The 17,948-nt window shown below is 58.3% G+C and carries 15 protein-coding genes (1 of these 15 cut by a window edge); 9 read left to right on the top strand and 6 right to left on the bottom strand.

Going from position 1 to position 17,948, the window contains the following annotated elements; translation table 11 throughout:
• Nucleotides 1-108, bottom strand: the 5' end (the start) of a protein-coding gene (locus tag GM910_RS05440) for a hypothetical protein (protein WP_201285411.1). It extends 108 nt beyond the left edge of the window; 108 of the gene's 216 nt are visible here — the first part of the coding sequence; it begins with the start codon at nt 106-108; its stop codon lies off the left edge, out of view.
• 292 nt (nt 109-400) lie between these two features.
• On the opposite strand from GM910_RS05440, the gene GM910_RS05435 reads away from it, so the two are divergent.
• The 4 genes from GM910_RS05435 (at nt 401) to GM910_RS05420 (ending at nt 5,602) form a co-directional block, all read left to right on the top strand.
• Nucleotides 401-700, top strand: coding sequence for a type II toxin-antitoxin system TacA family antitoxin (locus GM910_RS05435; protein ID WP_159586507.1), 300 nt, complete (start codon nt 401-403; stop codon nt 698-700).
• Nucleotides 701-704: 4 nt separating this feature from the next.
• Nucleotides 705-1,211, top strand: coding sequence for a GNAT family N-acetyltransferase (locus tag GM910_RS05430; protein ID WP_159586506.1), 507 nt, complete (start codon nt 705-707; stop codon nt 1,209-1,211).
• Between the two features lie 123 nt (nt 1,212-1,334).
• Nucleotides 1,335-3,674 carry a sensor histidine kinase gene (locus GM910_RS05425; protein WP_159586505.1) on the top strand — a complete coding sequence of 780 codons (2,340 nt, stop codon included), beginning with the start codon at nt 1,335-1,337 and terminating at the stop codon, nt 3,672-3,674.
• Nucleotides 3,671-5,602 carry a hypothetical protein gene (locus tag GM910_RS05420; protein WP_159586504.1) on the top strand — a complete coding sequence of 644 codons (1,932 nt, stop codon included), beginning with the start codon at nt 3,671-3,673 and terminating at the stop codon, nt 5,600-5,602. Before GM910_RS05425 ends, GM910_RS05420 begins: the two co-directional genes overlap by 4 nt.
• Nucleotides 5,603-5,629: 27 nt before the next feature.
• Here GM910_RS05420 and GM910_RS05415 read toward each other — a convergent pair whose 3' ends face one another.
• Genes GM910_RS05415 through GM910_RS05400 form a run of 4 tightly spaced genes read right to left on the bottom strand, consistent with a single transcriptional unit; the run spans nt 5,630 to nt 11,848 of the window.
• Nucleotides 5,630-6,430 (bottom strand): phosphoadenosine phosphosulfate reductase family protein, encoded by an 801-nt coding sequence (locus GM910_RS05415; RefSeq protein WP_159586503.1) that lies wholly within the window; start codon nt 6,428-6,430, stop codon nt 5,630-5,632.
• A complete protein-coding gene (locus GM910_RS05410; protein ID WP_159586502.1) occupies nt 6,427-9,816 on the bottom strand; it encodes a hypothetical protein in 3,390 nt (1,129 codons plus the stop codon). The genes GM910_RS05415 and GM910_RS05410 overlap by 4 nt, the downstream gene beginning before the upstream one ends.
• Nucleotides 9,813-10,718, bottom strand: a complete 906-nt coding sequence (locus GM910_RS05405; protein ID WP_159586501.1) for a DUF4007 family protein — start codon at nt 10,716-10,718, stop codon at nt 9,813-9,815. The genes GM910_RS05410 and GM910_RS05405 overlap by 4 nt, the downstream gene beginning before the upstream one ends.
• Nucleotides 10,715-11,848 (bottom strand): cysteine desulfurase family protein, encoded by a 1,134-nt coding sequence (locus tag GM910_RS05400; protein WP_159586500.1) that lies wholly within the window; start codon nt 11,846-11,848, stop codon nt 10,715-10,717. The genes GM910_RS05405 and GM910_RS05400 overlap by 4 nt, the downstream gene beginning before the upstream one ends.
• 136 nt (nt 11,849-11,984) lie before the next feature.
• On the opposite strand from GM910_RS05400, the gene GM910_RS05395 reads away from it, so the two are divergent.
• A complete protein-coding gene (locus tag GM910_RS05395; protein WP_159586499.1) occupies nt 11,985-12,791 on the top strand; it encodes a GIY-YIG nuclease family protein in 807 nt (268 codons plus the stop codon).
• 128 nt (nt 12,792-12,919) lie between these two features.
• Here the strand turns inward: GM910_RS05395 and GM910_RS05390 are convergent, their stop codons facing one another.
• On the bottom strand, nt 12,920-15,340 hold the full coding sequence (locus tag GM910_RS05390; RefSeq protein WP_159586498.1) for a hypothetical protein: 2,421 nt from the start codon (nt 15,338-15,340) through the stop codon (nt 12,920-12,922).
• 373 nt (nt 15,341-15,713) lie between these two features.
• On the opposite strand from GM910_RS05390, the gene GM910_RS05385 reads away from it, so the two are divergent.
• From GM910_RS05385 to GM910_RS05370, 4 genes are all read left to right on the top strand, one after another.
• Complete coding sequence (locus GM910_RS05385; protein ID WP_159586497.1) at nt 15,714-16,664, top strand: ArdC family protein; 951 nt, start codon at nt 15,714-15,716, stop codon at nt 16,662-16,664.
• Nucleotides 16,665-16,720: 56 nt separating this feature from the next.
• A complete protein-coding gene (locus GM910_RS05380; protein ID WP_159586496.1) occupies nt 16,721-17,032 on the top strand; it encodes an ArsR/SmtB family transcription factor in 312 nt (103 codons plus the stop codon).
• Nucleotides 17,033-17,584: an SRPBCC domain-containing protein gene (locus tag GM910_RS05375; protein ID WP_159586495.1), complete on the top strand. Its 552-nt coding sequence runs from the start codon at nt 17,033-17,035 to the stop codon at nt 17,582-17,584. It abuts the gene before it with no gap.
• Nucleotides 17,585-17,676: 92 nt separating this feature from the next.
• A complete protein-coding gene (locus GM910_RS05370) occupies nt 17,677-17,940 on the top strand; it encodes a VOC family protein (RefSeq protein ID WP_246225856.1) in 264 nt (87 codons plus the stop codon).
• Nucleotides 17,941-17,948: the final 8 nt, after the last annotated feature.

Here is a 17,948-nt window from a genome sequence, read left to right as displayed (position 1 = left end):
CCGCGGCGTGAACCTCAGCTCCGGCGTCTCGACAAGCATCGCCTCGAGCAACTCTTCGCGCTCGGTCGACATAACGCCCGTTGTCGATTGGCTTGCTTTGCGGCCCATGCAGGGCAGAATTCATGCCCTGACCATAATAAGCAACTGTATTGAAAGGTGAATATTCGGCGGCGCTCAGCCCGTCCCCACGCACCACCGCGTGTGGCCGCGCACTGTAGGGGGCGTTGGCATAGCGAAATGACCTAGCACGGCTCCAAGGATTCCGGCTGCACATATGAACTCCCGATTGGCATCTCCTAATGGTCATGCGCGAACTCGGACAAAATGTCTGACGGTATCGATCATAACGTATTGTATTTCGCGCTACAAGGCACTATCTTGTGCTTAAAGGAGGTGACTCATGGCCACCACAGCCGACCGCAAGGAATACCCCATCTCGATGCGACTGCCAGAGTCGGATGTCGCGATGATCGATCGAGCCGCCACGTTGCGCGGCCGCTCGCGCACGGATTTCGTGCGCGATGCCGCCGTTCGAGCGGCCGAAGAGGTCGTTATGGAAAACCGGCTGATCCGTATGAGCCCCGAGGGTTTCTCCGATTTCATGAAGGTGCTGTCTGCCCCGGCCGTGCCGGTCCCCGAGATTGTCGAACTAGCCGACCGGCCGGCCCCTTGGGAGGCCGGTTACGTCGCCAAGCGGTGAGGCCTTGCCCTTATCGGCTCCCGAACCGCTCACCGCTGCGCATGACGTCTCCGAATTCTCCAGCGGCAAGCCCACGCTCGACCATTGGCTAAGGACGAGGGCGCTTTCCAACCAGGAAAGAGGGTTTACGGCTGTCATGGTCGTCCACGACGACGGCCGTGTCGTCGGATATTACGGCTTGGCACCGACGGCCGTCGTTCCTTCGGCGTTGCCCCGTTCGATCCGTACAGGCCAGCCACCAGACCCGGTTCCCTGTCTCCTTCTCGGCCAACTGGCCACCGACACGGCCTGGGCCGGTCGGGGTATCGGCACGGGGCTACTGAAGCACGCGCTGCAACGCTGCGTGCAGGCGGCGGCTCTTGTCGGCGGGCGCGCACTCATGGTCAACGCCGTCGATACCGAGGCTGCGCAGTTCTGGCAGCGGCGCGGCTTCCTGCTCTCTAAAGACGATCCACTCGTCTTGTTCCGGTCGATCACCGACATCGCGGCGTCTCTTGCCGCCTCTCACTGACGACCTCTATTGTTGGTTCTGCGGGCGCAAACGGGTCATCCAGCACGCCTTGCTTGTTTAGGTTGCAGTGTTTGACGCCAATGTTATCTTGGCTTTCGCGGGCAAAGGGGGGTGCTTAAAAGTATGGCGTTCAAGATTACTGCGCGAACACTGCTGGAATTAGGTGGCGAATTAATCGGTTCAGACGCAGTTGCCCTTTACGAACTTGCAAAGAATTCTGTCGACGCCCGTTCTCCGATTGTCCGTATCAGGGTGCAATCGGTATTACCCTACTCACGTTATCGGCATGCTCTAGATCTCATCGACGACGGCGAGATGCCGCTGGCTGAAATCCGCGACAACATCGAACAGTGGATACTACCTGACGCACCGTCAGGTGCAGCACGCCCGTTGCTCCATTCCCTTTCGGGTGTGAAAAACGCGGATGAATTTCGACGTCTCCTGACCGAAGGCTATAGGGATATTAACTTCGTAGAAGTCTCTGACGACGGCGAAGGAATGTCACTTCGTGATCTCGAAGACGTTTTTCTCACAATTGGAACGCGATCACGACGTGAGGAAAAGAGGACTTGGGATGATCACGGGGAGGATCCCGCGCGTCCCCTCCTGGGGGATAAGGGCGTGGGCAGGCTTTCAGTCATGCGACTTGGGGATCATCTTTCGGTAAGGACCACCAAGGCCGGTGAACCGCGTTGGAATGACCTCAAGATCGACTGGACGAGGTTCAGCCACGACTCCGACGCTTTGCTGGAGGAAGTCACAATTGCACCAGAACGCGGCCCCAGAAAGGATGATGCGGAGACGCATGGGACCACAATTCTTGTTTCTCAGTTGAAAGGTGATTGGACGCGAGAGAAATTTGGCGAGATGCTGAACTCTGAATTCTCTCGCATGGTTGACCCGTTCGATCGCCGCCGTGGTAATCGCCTTTTTCGCATCACATACAATGACCAGCAAGTAACGTTGCCTCAAATTCAGCAGAGGCTCTTTGACCTGGCACATGCGAAAGTCTCTGCAAAATTTGATTACCTGCCAGATGGCCAAGCCCAACTTGTTGTCGAAATGGAGTATCGACTCAATACACAAAAGAAGCTGGTTGTAACGTTGCCGGAAGTGAGACTCGTTTCTGTAACGAAGTCACGTTCGACGCGTGTCCTTCGTCGCCTCGGCCCATTCAATGTAGAGTTTCTGTGGTTCAATAGACTCTTCCTTACCGCCGTCGAAGGCCTTGGAACTAGGAAGGACGTGCAGGCCTTGGTTAGGCAATGGGCAGGCGGACTCATGGTCTTTCGAAGCGGCTTTCGAATTAATCCTTATGGTGGTGGCGATGACGATTGGCTCCAGCTCGATAAACGGGCGTTCGGGCGGCGCGGGTACAAGCTAAATCGTCAGCAGATCATAGGGCGAGTGAACCTCAGTTGGCGAAACCGTCGCCTAGTAGAACAGACCAATCGCGAAGGCTTGGTCGACAACGAGTACAAAGAAGCACTGGTTAGGATTCTTCAAAAGATACTCGAGGATTTCAAGACATTCAGCCAAAATATTGAAGACGAACTTAAGCAGGAGGATCTAACTTCGGTCGACCTTTTGAAGCAGCGTGTTTCAAAATCCAAGAACGAGATTCAACGGCGCATCCGGGAAATCGCCGTCGATGCGCCGGAACAAGCAGGTCCACTCACGGAAGTAGAGCGTCTAGTGACGGCGCTGGCATCGCAGATCGACGATGTCGACTCGATCATTGACGACTACAAGGACGAAAGACGAAAGTTCGTTCATCTTGCAGGGCTCGGCCTTATGGTGGAACTGATTTTGCACGAACTTGGGCGGAGCAGCGGCAGCACGCTTAGCACGCTTGAGGGTGTCGACAAAACTCAACTCGCGGGAAAACTCCCGGCCGTTTTCCAGACGCTCGAGAGCCAGCTACGGACGCTCCAGAAGCGTATCGAAACGCTGGATCCATTGAGCACCGCTCGAAGACAAACCAAAGAGAGCTTCACGGTCGAGCAGTTGATTCAGGAAATCGTTGATGCGAGAGAGGCACAAGCTGGGCGGCATCAGGTCGTGGTCACGATTGACAGTGCCTCGAAACAGCCGTGGCGGATAAAAGCAGTTCGGGGAATGCTAATCCAGATACTGGAGAACCTCCTCTCGAATTCGTTCTATTGGTTGAAGCAGCAAGCAGTGATCGAACCCGAATTTAAGCCACGTATCCACATCGAGATTGATAAATCCGCAAGTCTGATCGAAATCTCTGACAATGGCCCAGGAATAGAGGCTTCTGAGGCGGAAGAAATATTTAAACCCTTTGTCACGGCTAAACCACCCGGGGAGGGAAACGGCTTGGGGCTCTATATCGCTCGAGAGTTGGCCGAATATCACAATTGGAAACTGTATCTCGTCGGGCCGCCTGGGGAAAAGGTGTGGCGGCGCTTCTCTCTCGACCTCAGCGGAAAAGCCAAATGAGCGAGAACCTTGAATTAGCCGCGAAGGTCGGCGGGGTGGAATTGCTGGCGATTGTCGACGACGCCTACGATCCGCCTCGAGGAGAAGAGATCTCCGAAGATACGTTCAACCGATTTGTCCAATCGGTTGAGGATGAGCCTGAGCGGATCACCGCGCTCGCAGCCGCCAGTGAGTTCGTAGAAGATGACCTGGATGACTGGGAGACATTCGTCGCCAATGCGAGGCTCATCAATCATCTTTGGAACCTAAGCGTGGGTGTGGCGACACATGCTTCAATGACTGTCGGGGTGAGACAGAGTTTGGATATCCTGTTCTCGGACGTCAGTCAGGACCGTATCAGCAAGTTGCAGCAGCTAAAGCCGCTCGAAAAGCTTCTTGTCGCAACCAAGGTGCGCGTCATGAAGCTAGGTGCTGATCCCGAACCCAGCGTTGTCGCCAAGGCGAATGTCGTCTTCCTGGACCTTTTCCTGTCGGCAGACGTGCCATCCAATCCGGCTTCCGGAACAACGCCGCGAACCGTCATGGACAGAGCACGGGAGCGTGCGGAGCGGTATCTGGAGGATGTCAGACAGGAAACGGCGAACGATATCGCAGCTGTGCCTCCGGCGTTCATATTGATTTCGTCGCTCGGAACGCAGCAGATTGCGAAAAACTTCCGCAAACGGACATCACAAACGGCCTCTCGCTTCCGTTTCGTGCAGAAGCAGGCCTTAGAGCGAGAAGATCCTCAAGATTTGCTCGCCATCGCAGAAATTCTTCGAACCTGTCGGGCGAGCGCACTCTTTGAACCGCTTCGTAAGGTGCTTCCGACAGTAATTGGCGAGGCCCAAGAGTGGGTGGCTGAACGGCTCATTGATCTCGATATCGCTGACTTTGCGCGGTTGTACGAACTAAGTCTCCAGTCCGAAGGGCAACCGATCGAGGACTATATCAAAGAAGTGGTCGCCGGCGCTGTGGCCGAGCGCATCATGTGTGCGTTCACCAGACGTACGCCAACCAAAGATAGACCCAACCCCTTTGCCGAGGTCCCCAGCCGCTTCATCGAGGCCCCATCCAATGCGATGGCAGAGTTATATAGTGCGACGCGCATGACGACTGACCGAGGCTATCGTGGGCCTGACGACAGTTTACCTGTGTCCGGCGATCTCTTCCTTGAAGGAGCATTGCCAAAGCGGTCCAGTACTTCCCTAGTTGGTCGAACCGTGAGCGCCGTGATGACGCCGATCTGTGATCTGATGAGCCGGAATGGTGCAGAGCCCGCTGCGACATCCGTGTTGATGCTCCAAGGTACACTGTGTCCCACCTATCACAAGCATATGCTCGATCCTCAGATCGTCATCGTGAACGGACGATTTTATGAGGTAGATTGGGGGATGAAGCATCCTCAAGCTCTTCCGTTGAAGGGACTGCGGAAGGATGTTCGCCTAAAAAAGAGAACCTGGCTCGGGCGGCTGAAGGCTGAGCACTTTCTCGCTCTTCAGTCAGAGTACCTTGCATCCTTCGCGAGGGTTGGCCTTTTGAAAGCACCCGCTCTTTTTGAACCCTTGGCCGGGAAAATCTGCGTTAGAGAAGCTGGAAATATTATTGAACTCGACGAAGGGTTTGATTTCAAGAGCGGTTTCGCTTTCCAGTCTCCGCAGCGAGGTAAAGATCCCTCCAAGCAGCCAGTATTTTTTACGGGAGCATTCCTCGAATATTTCCGGGAGATCCTGCAGCGAACCGCTGAGTCAGAAGAACGGCATGGCGAGACGCAACTAAAAGCCCAAGGACTCTTGGACCGCATGGATCAGCTCATGATGATGGTCACCCGCCGGACACCAGCGTCGCAGGGAATAAACAACTATCTGAAGGTCGAGCTTCTTAGCCAGCGAGGAGCGTCCGTCCCAGCTTCGCCGAACCACGTCCTCCTTGTGGTGCTGAAATCCTAAGAGTCGAGACCCGGTTCTGCACGTGACCTATAGACTGCAGATGAGGCAGCCTTCGGGCTCCTCTTCCTCAGTCTCTGCGCCGGCCAAAACTGCGGATAGCGGAAGGTTCTCCCGTCGAGCCGCGCGTCGTTTCATCGCAGCTTCCCAATTGCGCTCAATCTGCTCCATACGATCAGGTTGCTCGAGTTCTGTCAGGGACTCGCCGCCACACCATGTGAAATTCTGGCTAACTACGGCGCTTCTCGCCTCATATTCCTTAGCCCGCTCGAAGAGGTCCGGGTGCTGCCGTTTCAGCCGGACCCACTCAATTTTTTGCTGATAGAAGCAGAAGTAGCAGCCCGATCTTGATCGTCCCCATTCCATGTAAGGCGGAAGGCCAAGCCCGCTGTCTTCCAGAATCCGGATGACATCGGCCCGTACCAGCCCGTCTTCTATGAAAGGATAGACAGCAGTGATGTTCGGCTTGGTGCTGATGTAGCCAGTGCGCTTCTCATCCGCACGCAGGCCCACATAGTTGATCGTCGGGTCGTCGCCGATGTAGGTCTCAAACGGCTTCAGCTTGAGCATTTTCGTACACCAACGACGGTGGTTCGAAGGCAACATGTCACCATACACTGAGAGCCAGTGCTCAAAAGGATCCTCTGGCGTCGTCCGGGCTACCGGACGCCCAAGGATGCTCTCCAGCCGAGCCATATAGTCGTATGTCTCAGGCAACTCTTTGCCCGTGTCGTGAAAGATATACTCCATCTCTGGCACGCGGTCGCGCAAGTAGACAGCGAGCGCAGCGCTGTCCTTGCCCCCCGACAGGCTAAGTACATGACGCGTCATCGGTGATCACTCTCAGCTTCATGATCTGGCTCTGCCAGTTCGTCGGTTTCTTCCAAGCTCGCTAGCGAAAGAAGCGCCGCGACGGTATTGAGAGAAAGGTTCGACTCAGACACCAAACGCTTGATCGCGCCCATCGCTGTTACCTGGCTCTCGTTCAAGTCAGCAACATTCACCACGACCGCGTGTTCGCTTCCGTCACTTCGCGTCAAAGATACGCGGACGGCGTCTTGCGGAGATCGCACTTCGCCAAAGTTAGTCGCTTCCACCCGACGAAACTGAGCGGTGAGATCGGCTAACTTGGAGCGCCAGATATCGACATCGCCATCAAGCCACCGAGCGGGAGGCTTGCCGAGAACAGCACCACCAAGCGCTTCTGTCCAAGGATCGTCTGACAAGGCCGCATCGGCGAGTCGCAATACGAACGTTCGCAATTGCTGCTCGCGAACTCTGAAGCTCAAAGCAGCGGCCCGCTCAGCGAGAGCGGCTCGGGACGGTGCCTCCAATGCATCGAACAGTTCAGCCTGCATGTTTTCGAGCAGTCTCGGATAACAACCACGTAGTTCAGCTATTGCTGCGTCGAGCCGGGACACGAACTCCTTCACCCGCTCCGTGTCCGCCTGCGCGTCAGGACCGAACGCATCCAATCCGCATGCCTCCGGTAGCTCGCTAAAGAGGAGGTCGACCGGGCTGCGGGTCTGCGCGAGCGCTCTCCGGACGCCACGCGCTTCTGCGGTAAGCAATGAAGAGCGCTGGACGTGGAATGGAAGTTCCACACCAAAGCGGATCAGAGGGTCGACAACAGTGCGGATACCAGAGTCGCCTGTGGGTTGATCCAGAAGTTTCGCCAAACGACGAAATACATCCGCGCGGACACCCTCAAGCGACACCAACTGGAGAGCAAAGTGCTCCGGCGATTTCAGGATGCGCATGAAAGCCGCCCCATCCAACCGTGGACAGTACGTTCCCCTTTCAAAAAGCGCGACTCGGTGCCCAGCTGCGACCATCGATACGGCCAGGAGAAGCGGGGCTAGCCCGCGACGCACACCAAATGGCTTCGCCTCTATCTCCGCGTAGATACCCGGCAGCGGGACACGGCCACCGTCCTTGGCAAGGCACTTTTCAATCTCGGCGAGCGCCGGAGCGAGACGAAGAGGGTCATTGTCCGGCGCGGGTGGTCCCACGAACCAGCCGCCTTCATCCTTGCGGTGCAGGCCGCCGCGCCGAAGCAGCGATAGGTAAAGGGCGCGCTCAGGCGGGTTCTTGTTCGCGGTAAAGCCTAGCTCCGGATGGTCGGCATTTGCAAACATCCGCTCTATCAGCCGCTGGCGAGCCGCCGCACCGGCCGAGGTGAGGGTATGCTTGTTCACAAGTTCATTTTCAACCAAAGGCGACTGATCATAGATATCCTTACAGAGCGCCGAGATCACCGAGTGAATCGGCCCGTCCACCCCTTTCGCTTCGCTCTTCCAGAAGACCTCGAGCGAAACCGTGGGCGCGCGACCGCGCAGTCCGAGTGCGGCTTCAACGGCTGTGACAAGACGTGCCTCGAGCTCCGTAACTGTGCGTTCGATTTCCGCAGCCGCGTGGGCGTCCTCTTGAAGCGTTGCCGCATTCGAAATGACCCAGCGATGCCGAAGGAGATCTACCATCACTGGACCCAACTCAGGCATCGGAGGAATGGCCACCGCCAGAATCGTTGGATCTTCGGACGTCACTTCAGCCGACCAAGCACGAGCGATACGGAAATCCTCTGCATCCGCGCAGTGAATGGCGATGATCCCGCCATCCGCATCTATATGCCCACGAAATTCCCCGAGCTCGGAAGCATGTGTGCCGCGGATCGCGAAGCGCCGGTTGGTGCCTGTTAAGATCGAGTGGCGCCGCGCGAGCACATGGGGGCGGATCGGAAGACCCGCCAAGTGGCGCGGCAAATCGCGGAGGACGGATCGCACATCCACGGCATCCTCGGCCTCGCTCCAAATCGAGGACAGGTCCACCCGTCGGCTGGTCCACAGCCTCAGTTCCGACCGACCAGGTCGACGGAAGAGGAGACCGTCAGTAAGAAGCCTGGCAACAGCGTTTTCGACATCGCTAGATGCGAAGGTCGGAAATAGGGCGGCACTCACGCTTTCCGCCGTAGCGGCAAAGCCGGGTGCATCGATCAGGTTCAAAATGCCGATTGTCTTTAAAACCGCTGTCTCGATAGCATCCGCGTCGGCGGCTCGGTCGAGCACTTCGGAGATGCGCGACCATTCACCAGCACCAGCGCGCGAGGTGAGCCGATGTCCGAATGAAGATGCAACATAGTCGAAGAAGTGGTGAAGGGCATAGAATCCGTCTGCAGGGGATGTATCAGCAGCGAATGCGCGGAGCCCATTCTGCTCCTCACTCGCCGCAAATCCGAAGAGGGATCGCTCGTTCTGTCCATAGCTGGCAAAGAACCTCGCCATAACCGGGATCGCCGCAGGATGGACCGGCCAGCATCCACCCACACCGGTGCCGTTGCGAGGACCGAGCCAGCCCAAGTCGCGGACACGCGCGAGAACCTCGTCGTAGAGCTTGCGAACCTTCTTTGGTAAGTTGGTCCCATCGACGGCGAGGGCTGCTGATAACAGGGCCGCCGTGTGCGACAGTGGGTGGTCGAACACCACCTCTTCGAAGCGCTCGGCCACTTTCTCCCATTCGCTTCGTCGTGCAGACTGCCAGTCCTCAGCGTAAGACTGGAAGCCCTTGTGGAGGACTAGGACGATTGCGAATGGGGTCTCTCCGGAGCGGACTGCCGCCTCGGCAAGTGTCTGCAAACGATAGACGTCATGGCTTTCTTCCTCATCGGCGGCTTCAAGGAACTTACCCATCTCGTCCACGACAAGCAGCAGGCCATCGAAGCGCTTGGACGCTCGAAGCGCGTCTCGAAGCGCGATGATGGCGTCGAACGGGTCCGCTAAGGCGGCCACGACCTTTTTGTACTTGGGATCGATCAGGCCATTCGTGGCCAGCACTCGCGAAATCGACGCAGAGAGGGACGCGGCTAGGCCGTCGCGTGAGCCTGTTACGAGCAGCGGGAACATCCGCGGTGCGTCACCGAGCTCTTTCACCAAGCCCCGCATGGGCATGTCTGGATCGGCTACACGCGGGTCCAGCGCTTGCACAAGCGCAAGCGCAAGCGCGGACTTTCCGACGCCGAAATCGCCGATTACCCGCCACGCACGGCGGGTGCTGTCCGTCTGTATGCCTGAAATGATCTCGGCAGCGCTGCGTTTGAGCCAAGGGGTCAGTACGAACGAACGTCCCGCGGTCGGATCCGCCACATCGCGCTCGAGCGCCACGGACCGGTAAAATATTCCCGGGTGGCCGAGAAAGTCTGCAATCATGGACGGTCCGGTCATGCGTAGACCTCTGCAAGCAAATTAGAAGATTCGACTGGACCCACTGCTGTTATGTTGCCTGCCTCTCCCGAGGGCCGGTATGACCAGAGCGCCGTCGCGCACTCAAGATGATTGCGAAGCTCTTCTGGCTCAAGTCGGAAGGTCGCGCCGGGAGACCCCTCGCCATGCGCGAGGTCGCGGAAGGTGATGACCGGCTCCCCCAGCCGCCGCGACTGCCAATAGCTGGCGATTGCATAGTCCAGCACAGACGGACCAATCTCGTTTATCGAGATCCGGGCAAGGGCGAAGACCGGTTCGACTCTAGCCGCGCCGCCAGGCCGGCGTCCGAGCCTGCGTAACAGGCCTAGATCGACCAGCGGGCTATCAAGCGCATCTTCGGGAGATGCAGGCTTCAGCGAACCGACATAGCTCTGAACGAAGACGTCGGCATGCTGCTGGAGCGTAACATCCGAATGCTGGTAGCCTAGACGTTCGCCCTCAACACGCATCTCGGCCAGCAACTCGGAGCGTGTGAAATCAGCTCGCATGCGCCGGTAAAGAATATGTCGCCAGGCGAAGAGCGGATTGTCGGTTGCGGTACTGAGCTGCCAGTGGAGAAGCCATTGAGTCTCGGCGCGTTCAATGTAGGGATCGTGCCCGTTCTCTCCGAAGATCGCTTCGCCAAACGGCAGGAGCGCCCAGGAGCCGTTACGAGACGAGGCCACGTTGAAGGACTCCAGCCAGAAGCGCAGCGAGCGCACCATGTTCTTGCCAAGCCCGAGTTCAAGGATGGCGCGCTCGTCGTCAGAAAGCGCACCGGGCTCCCTCGCGATCAAGCGTACGGCCTTGGGCAGCCATGCGAACCGGCAGGCAAAAGTTTCGTGTCCGCTGAATCGCGGTCGGACTGCAACGGCAACTGTCATGCGTATTTCCTTGCGGGGTTAACGGCGCCCAGTGCGGCGGTGAGCAAATCACCGGCCTCTTCGATCTCGGCCTCCGTGTTGAACCGGCCAAGACCAATGCGAACGGCACCCTCTTTAACCCAATCCGGAAGACCCATCGCTGCCAGGACGTGTGAAGGGCCGGGAACGCCCGACTGGCAGGCTGCGCCGGTTGACACTGCGATGCGTCCCCAGAGCTGGGCCACAACGGCTTCGCCGGGAAGATGCGGCGTGGAAACATGCAAGCTCCCGGCAAGCCTGGAGCCTACCGCGCCGTTGATGCGCAAGTCCGGCACATCCGCCATAAGGCGGGCTTGGAGCGCGTCTCGCATCCCGGCAAGTCGCCTTTCGTCGGCTTGCCTTTCAGTCGCACGAACCTCCATTGCAAAAGCAAGAGCGACTGCAGCCGGAGCGTCCGGGCTGCCGAAGACGTCATGCGCGAGGCTCGCTGCACGGCTGCTGAGTTTTCCGACGAGTGCACCAGCACGACGCGGCCCATAGGCTTTGGCACCACTTACAACCACTAGATCAGCGCTCGCAGCCGCGGACATATCAATCCGGCCGGCCGCTTGGCTTGCATCAATCAAATGTCGAGCACCGTGACGTGCTGCCAGAGCGCTGATAGCCGCCAGATCGCTAATCGTACCGACTTCGTTGTTTGCCGCCATGGTACAGAGCAGATCTACTCCGTGGGTCAGCGCCTCTTCCAGCGCGTCGGTCCGAGGCGCTGCCGTATCATCCACGGAGACGATTATGACGCGGAGCCGCCCTTCGCCCTCAGCTCGTCGCAGTGCGCTGAGCAGCGCCGGATGCTCGACTGAGGTCGCGGCGACTCGCGCCGGCTTCCCAACAACGGTCCGCGCGATTGCGTCTTCGACCGCGAGCCACAACGCCGCGGACGCGCCGGGCGTGAAGGTGACAGCTTCGGCCTCGCTGTCGAGCGCGTGCAGGAGTGTTTTCTCTGCTTCGGCGATCGCTCTTTCCGCTTCTTCGCCAAACGCATGCTCCGCGCTGTGAGCATTGCCAGGGTATTTGATCATAGCATCCCGATGGCGCTCCGCGACTCGCGGATCGACTGGGGTAGAGGCCATATTATCTAGGTAAATCGCCAAGTTGTTGCCCGCTTCGAAAAGTTTACCGCAGGCTACACGACAGAATAGCTGAGGTCACTAGACGAAGGCTCATATCCAGCGCACTTTGCAAACACGCCTCCAAAAAATCCGGAGAGGCCGGTTTGGAACAAGGCTGGTGATGCAGAACAACATGGAGCCGATTACGACAAAAACGCGTGGCCGAAACCCGGATTGGTCGTACGATGAAACCGTGTTGCTCATGGAGCTTTACCTCAGCGCCCCGAGAGCGGAGAGAAACCACCCTGAGGTCATCGCCCTGTCATTGCTGTTGCGCGCGGCTGGCCGACGCGGTGGTCGCGCCGTGCTTGCATCATTCCGTAATCCGGCCGGCATCGCAATGCGTCTACGCAACTTCGGAAAGCATGATCCTGCAGCACCCAAGGGAAGAGATGCGGGTCTGCGGCCCGGCGGGCAAGTCGACCGACGGGTCTGGCAGGATTTTGGCAGTGACCACGCTGCTCTGATGGCTGAAGTCGCGCGAGTTCGACGTTCGATCTCAGCTGATGACTGGATGCCGCAAGGGCGAAGCTCACGTGGTCCATCCCCCTCTTTCGGCTCGCGCACGACTGTAGTCGACGACGGCCGTTGCGGCGTCTACCTCTTGCTGATCGACGGTCCGATCGAGATTCTCGCTCCAAAAATCGACGTCATTAAAGGGCACGCGCTCGTAAAGCTGGGACGGACGTTCGATCTTGACCGCCGGATGTCCGAACTGGCCAGCGGCCTTCCTCCCTGCGCATCCATCAGCTATGTTCCGATCAGCTTCCGAGTGTTTAACACCAGCACAGATGCTCACCGTTTCGAACAGTATCTTCTGGGTATTTGCGATCAGAATGGCTGGTCACTCGGCGGTGAATTCGCCTACGTCCCGCTTGATGCTCTAAAGAGGGAGATGGTGCGGGCTTGGCCGCTCGATGACTGACCGCAAAAAATATCCAGTTCATCCGAGATATTCGGAGAACCGACGAAATACGAATCTGAGAAATATCGTGCTGCCGCCAACAGCTTCAGGCCATTCGATCGAGGGGAACCTCGTCTCCCCTATTGGATTCAACTGATTGCATCAATCAGGTTGGCGGTGTCAAAGTTTAGAAGAAACTGCGCGTATGAGGAGCTGAAGAGATCGGATACATAATCAGCCAGATCCACTTCCTCGCCATCTGCCTCATCGCCTCGTCTGAGGTCGTACTTTCGCGATTTTGTAGTAGCGAAGATGAACAGCGTATGAAAGTAGACAGCGCTGATATAGCGGCGCTCGGCTAGCTCTACTGCTTCCGATGAGCGGCCGCCTGTGTTGAAATCCTTCAGAACCCTGCTGTCCACGTTGACGTAGATGCGAGACAGTTGGTCATCGTCGACATAAGGGTAGACCACGACATCGTGACTCATCTCGATACCCGCTTCGTTGATCTCCTCCCATGACTTAAGCTCTTCGCCCCCCACTTTCGAACACAGGATCAATTCGGGGATGCCCAGTGGTGGTTCAACGTCGGGCTCCTTGCGAGGAGGCTTCTTTTCGGGGTCAGTAATCTGAACGAGCACAGTCTCGGTCAGATCGCCATTCGGACTGGTGAGAGTTCCGGTCAGCTGGACGGTATCTCCGACCTTCATTTGACCCGTAGCCCTGAGTCCGACTTTAATCGTTCCGTCTATCGGACTGGAACGGACGATATTCAGGAGTTCGCCCTGCTCACTGGGTTCTGGCACGCCACCATTTCCGCCACCTTCGCGCGATGGCCGCATGAGGGAGAGCGATAACTCGCCTGGATCGTCTGTCCGATCGAAAAAGTCGTTTTCGACGTCAGTGGCAAACGCGATTGTGCGATCTCCGCCCTCAGGCAATCGGTAAAGCTTGAGCCCGCCTTCCTGCATATCGCCTCCCTTCGCCCGGAAGGCGGATGGGTAACGCTGTGGGTCAAAAGGCGGTGCGTCACGCGGCTCGCGCTTGGGGCGTTGTGGAGGCTTGCGTTCCTTGATCGCCGCGGATCCCGGCCTTTGCTCGGAGATGTTGAAAGTCTGCCGGAGGATGCGAGATAGCGCGTCATTCATCGGCATGTTGCGCGTTATGTCGCGAAGCATTTGGCCGGCGTCCCCACTGTCAACGCCAAGGCTGGCCTTTCGACGGCGGGAAATCTCTTTGAGCTCACTTGCCAATAGCATATCCCGAAGATGCTTCCGGATTGTGTCAGCTTTCTCCCCCGCCTTAAGCCGGTCGCGCGACGCCATGAACAACTCATTGCGCATCTCGAGGTGAAGGCTGGAGCAGTCGACATGAACCAGAAGGTAATCCTTCAGCAATGGCATCTTGAGCGCCCGGGTCACAAACTCGGATGAGTACGCCCCATGCACTTGCCCATTGAGCGAGAACAGCACGGCCATATTATTCTTGAAGTACTCGTTCTGAATGTAGCGCTTCGTTTCCTTGACGCCGTGGCCACGGGATCGGGCTTTAAAGACATAAACCGTGACGCCGAGCTCCCCAAGTTCGGCAGTGCGGGACACCTCCGAAAACTTCGCCTCGACTGTCTCCGTGTCAGCCTCAAGTCGGCGTTTGAGGCCATAGACTGGGGTTACCGGCGCGCGATTGTCTGGATAGCGCTCATTGTTGTCGACAGTCAGAAAGGGGAGTGCAGGTTCGAACAGGAACTCGTTAAGGCTTAAATTTAAATCGCGCGAAATTATGGAGCGGGAACCTTCGGGTAAGCGGTAAGAATAAAGTTTTAGAAGAGACCCCGTACGGAATTTCCTGCCTTCCAATCCCAAATCCAGTTCGTCGACATCAATTGCAGCCACCTCCCCATCGAAAATGAGATACTCATACCAAGTATTCTTGCGGTTTGCGGCCTCTGCCAACGCAGGCGGGTGACGGCGGAGCAGCGTAAAGCCGAAAGGCTGGGAGCCGTCATAGAGCTTGCTTGCAACGAGTTGGAACCTGAGATCGCCGCAAAATGCAATCGCTCCGGCGCCACCCATATTGTACTTGCCCTGTACGAAGTGGACATCGTTCTTGTTACCGCGCAGGAGCGACAAAAAGGTACCCGGGAAGTCGGCGGGGGCCTGCCCGACACCGTTGTCATATATAAGCAGCGATGTGTCGCGACGTGGTCCGCTCGCCACAATCTGCAATTCCGCGGCCTGGCGACGTCGCGCGTCTGCCAAGTCCCAGTTTCGGTGGTCGGGAAAATACCGGTCGAGCGCCTCCCTGACACTTCTGGGTGCGGCTGGAGATCGGATGTCCAGGCCGTCCTGGAGCACCTTCTTCTCGAGAATGGCGTCAATCCCGTTTGTGACCTTCTCGACAAGGGCGGGCACCGGATGAGCTTGCTGGTTTTCGATTACACCGAAGAATGACTCGTTGTCGCCGTATGGCGTCCATTTCGACGCGTCCGAATCTAGACCCTCTGCTTCTAAAATCGCCTGAACTTCCCGTTCGGTCCCCGCATTCAATAGGCGCATGAATAGCTTACGCATCGCCTTCCCCCTTCCAACCAGACTATCTCGCGCAGAATGATGTTGGTCAAACAGTAACGTCAATGATGCGCGCTATCGTAGTCTTGAAGGAGAATCGCGACGAACTCGATCGAGCGTCTGGCATGAAACCGAGGTTTTCAAAGCCAGCTGATTGGAATTCAGCGGGTCCTAATTGGAACCCTCCAGATCGCGATCTGGAAGGGGCGGGGAGGGGAAAGCCTTCCCCTGCGGCCGAGCCTGTAGTCTCGGCCGACCCCTTCGAGCGGGGGATTCCCCCGCAACGCCCCCTTTGAGAGTGAGAGTGCGGACCGGTTTGCCGTGACGGGTTGGAAGCCGAGGGAGAGGCCCTCGGCGCCCGTCGCGGAGAACCGCGATGTCCAGACAGAACCGCAAGACCGGCGCCAGGCGCGACCGGACCAATCTCTATTCCGAGATCACCGACAAGATCATCACCGAGCTGGAGGCGGGCCGCGTGCCCTGGGTCCAGCCATGGGGCACGGCGGCGGCGAAGGCGCCGCTCGGCCTTCCGAAGAACGCCTCGACCAGCCGGACCTATTCCGGAATCAACGTGCTGCTGCTCTGGGGCGCCGTTATCGAGCGTGGCTTTTCAGGGCAGAGCTGGCTAACCTTCCGCCAGGCGCTGTCGCTCGGCGGAAATGTGCGCAAGGGCGAACGTGGCACCACCGTCGTCTATGCCGACCGCTTCGTGCCGGAGGACGAGAAGCGGCGCGCTCGCGAGACCGGCGAGGAAGCCCAGGCGATCCCGTTCCTGAAGCGCTTCACCGTCTTCAACACGGATCAGTGCGAGAACCTGCCCGAGGATGTCGCGACGGCCGCGCCGCCGGCACCGACGGGTTTGATAGAACCGCGCGTCGAGGCCTTGATCGAGGCGACAGGCATCGATTTCCGCATCGGCGGCAACCAAGCCTTCTACGTGCCGGCGCACGACTACGTGCAGGTGCCGCCGCCGCAGGCCTATTTCGAGCCGGTCAACTGGCATCGCACGGCGCTGCACGAGCTCGGGCATGCCAGCGGCGCCCCCCACCGGCTCAACCGTGATCTCTCCGGATCGTTCGGCTCGAAGAAATACGCCTTTGAGGAGCTCATCGCCGAGATCAACGCCGCATTCTGCTGCGCCGCGCTCGGCATTGAGCCGACCGTCCGGCACGCCGATTACATCGGATCCTGGCTGGAGGTTCTGCGGGAAGACAATCGCGCTATCGTCCGCGCCGCCAGCCAGGCGAGCAAGGCCGCCGATTGGCTCCTGGCCTTTGCGCCGGATGACGCAGAGATGCCGACCGGATCCGCTCGCGTGGCTGCGTGAGTATCATCCACGCATATGCCTTGACAGTAATATTCCCCGACAGGCATATAATTACCATGCATCAAGACCCGTTCTCAGTTCTGGCCGAGCCCGCGCGACGCAATATTCTTGACCAGTTGCGTATGGGCGAGACCAGCGTGTCAGAACTCGTCGAAAGGCTCGATCTGTCGCAGCCCAGCGTTTCCAAGCATCTGAAGGTCCTGCGCGAGGCCGGCTTCGTGAGCAGTAAGGTCGCGGCGCAGCGGCGCATATACCGGCTTGAACTCGAACGGGTCAGGGCCATCGACGAGTGGCTGGCCCCCTATCGGGCGATGTGGACTCGGTCGCTGGACGCCCTGGAACGGCACCTCGACAAGATGGAGGAATGAATGACACGCAAGGATTTCGAGCCGGGTCCGCTCGCCGATGTCGACCGAGAAATCGGCGACGGCGAGGCGACGTTGATCTTCCGGCGCAACCTTGCTCACGCGCCCGAAAAGGTCTGGCGCGCACTCACGCAGCCGAAGGAGCAGATCGAATGGATGCCGTTCGTTGCCGATCGCGACATTGCAACGGTCGGCCCCTTCACGCTGCGCACGACGGATCGCGAACGGGCGGAGGAAAGCGCGGCAGAAGTCCTTACCGCTGAGCCCGCCCGGCTATTGCGTTACAGCTGGGGCGACGATGTGCTCACCTGGGAACTCGAACCCGAGGGTGACGGCACCCGGCTGACATTGCGGCATCTCACCAAGACGCCCGAGTACATCGCACGTTTCGCCGGGGGGTGGCACCTGTGCATCGACGTGCTGGACCGCTTCCTCGATGGGCGTCCCGTCGGACCTATCGTTGGAGGCGCGGCCATAGACTATGGCTGGCAAGACCTCCACGACGCCTATGCGAACATTCTCGGTTTGGCCGCAGACAAGGAGCCGCGCTCATGACCCCATCCTTTCGCGGCATTTTTCTCACGTCTCGAGACCCGGAGAAAACGGCCAGATTCTATGATGACATCGGCTTACTGGATTTCGAAAGCGTGGGTGAACCCGGTCAGTATATCTATTGGAAACTGGATCGCGACGGCATCCAGATCGCCATCCACGACGCCAAGCTCTTTGCGGACTATGCCTATCCGCCGGTGGCGGAGTCCAATCTCACGCACATCTACTTCAAGATCGACGACCTGCGAGAATTCCGGGCGCGTCTCGATCGCCTCAATGTCATTCCGATCGCCGAGGACGACGTGACGGTCACGGTCATCGACCCCGATGGACGCAAGGTCTTGTTCGGAACCGCCTAGGTCAGCAG

The sequence above is a fragment of the Chelativorans xinjiangensis genome, assembly GCF_009812055.1.
GTDB lineage: Bacteria > Pseudomonadota > Alphaproteobacteria > Rhizobiales > Rhizobiaceae > Chelativorans > Chelativorans xinjiangense.
Note: the sequence above shows the minus strand (reverse complement) of the source record. Positions and strands in the feature narration are given on the sequence as shown.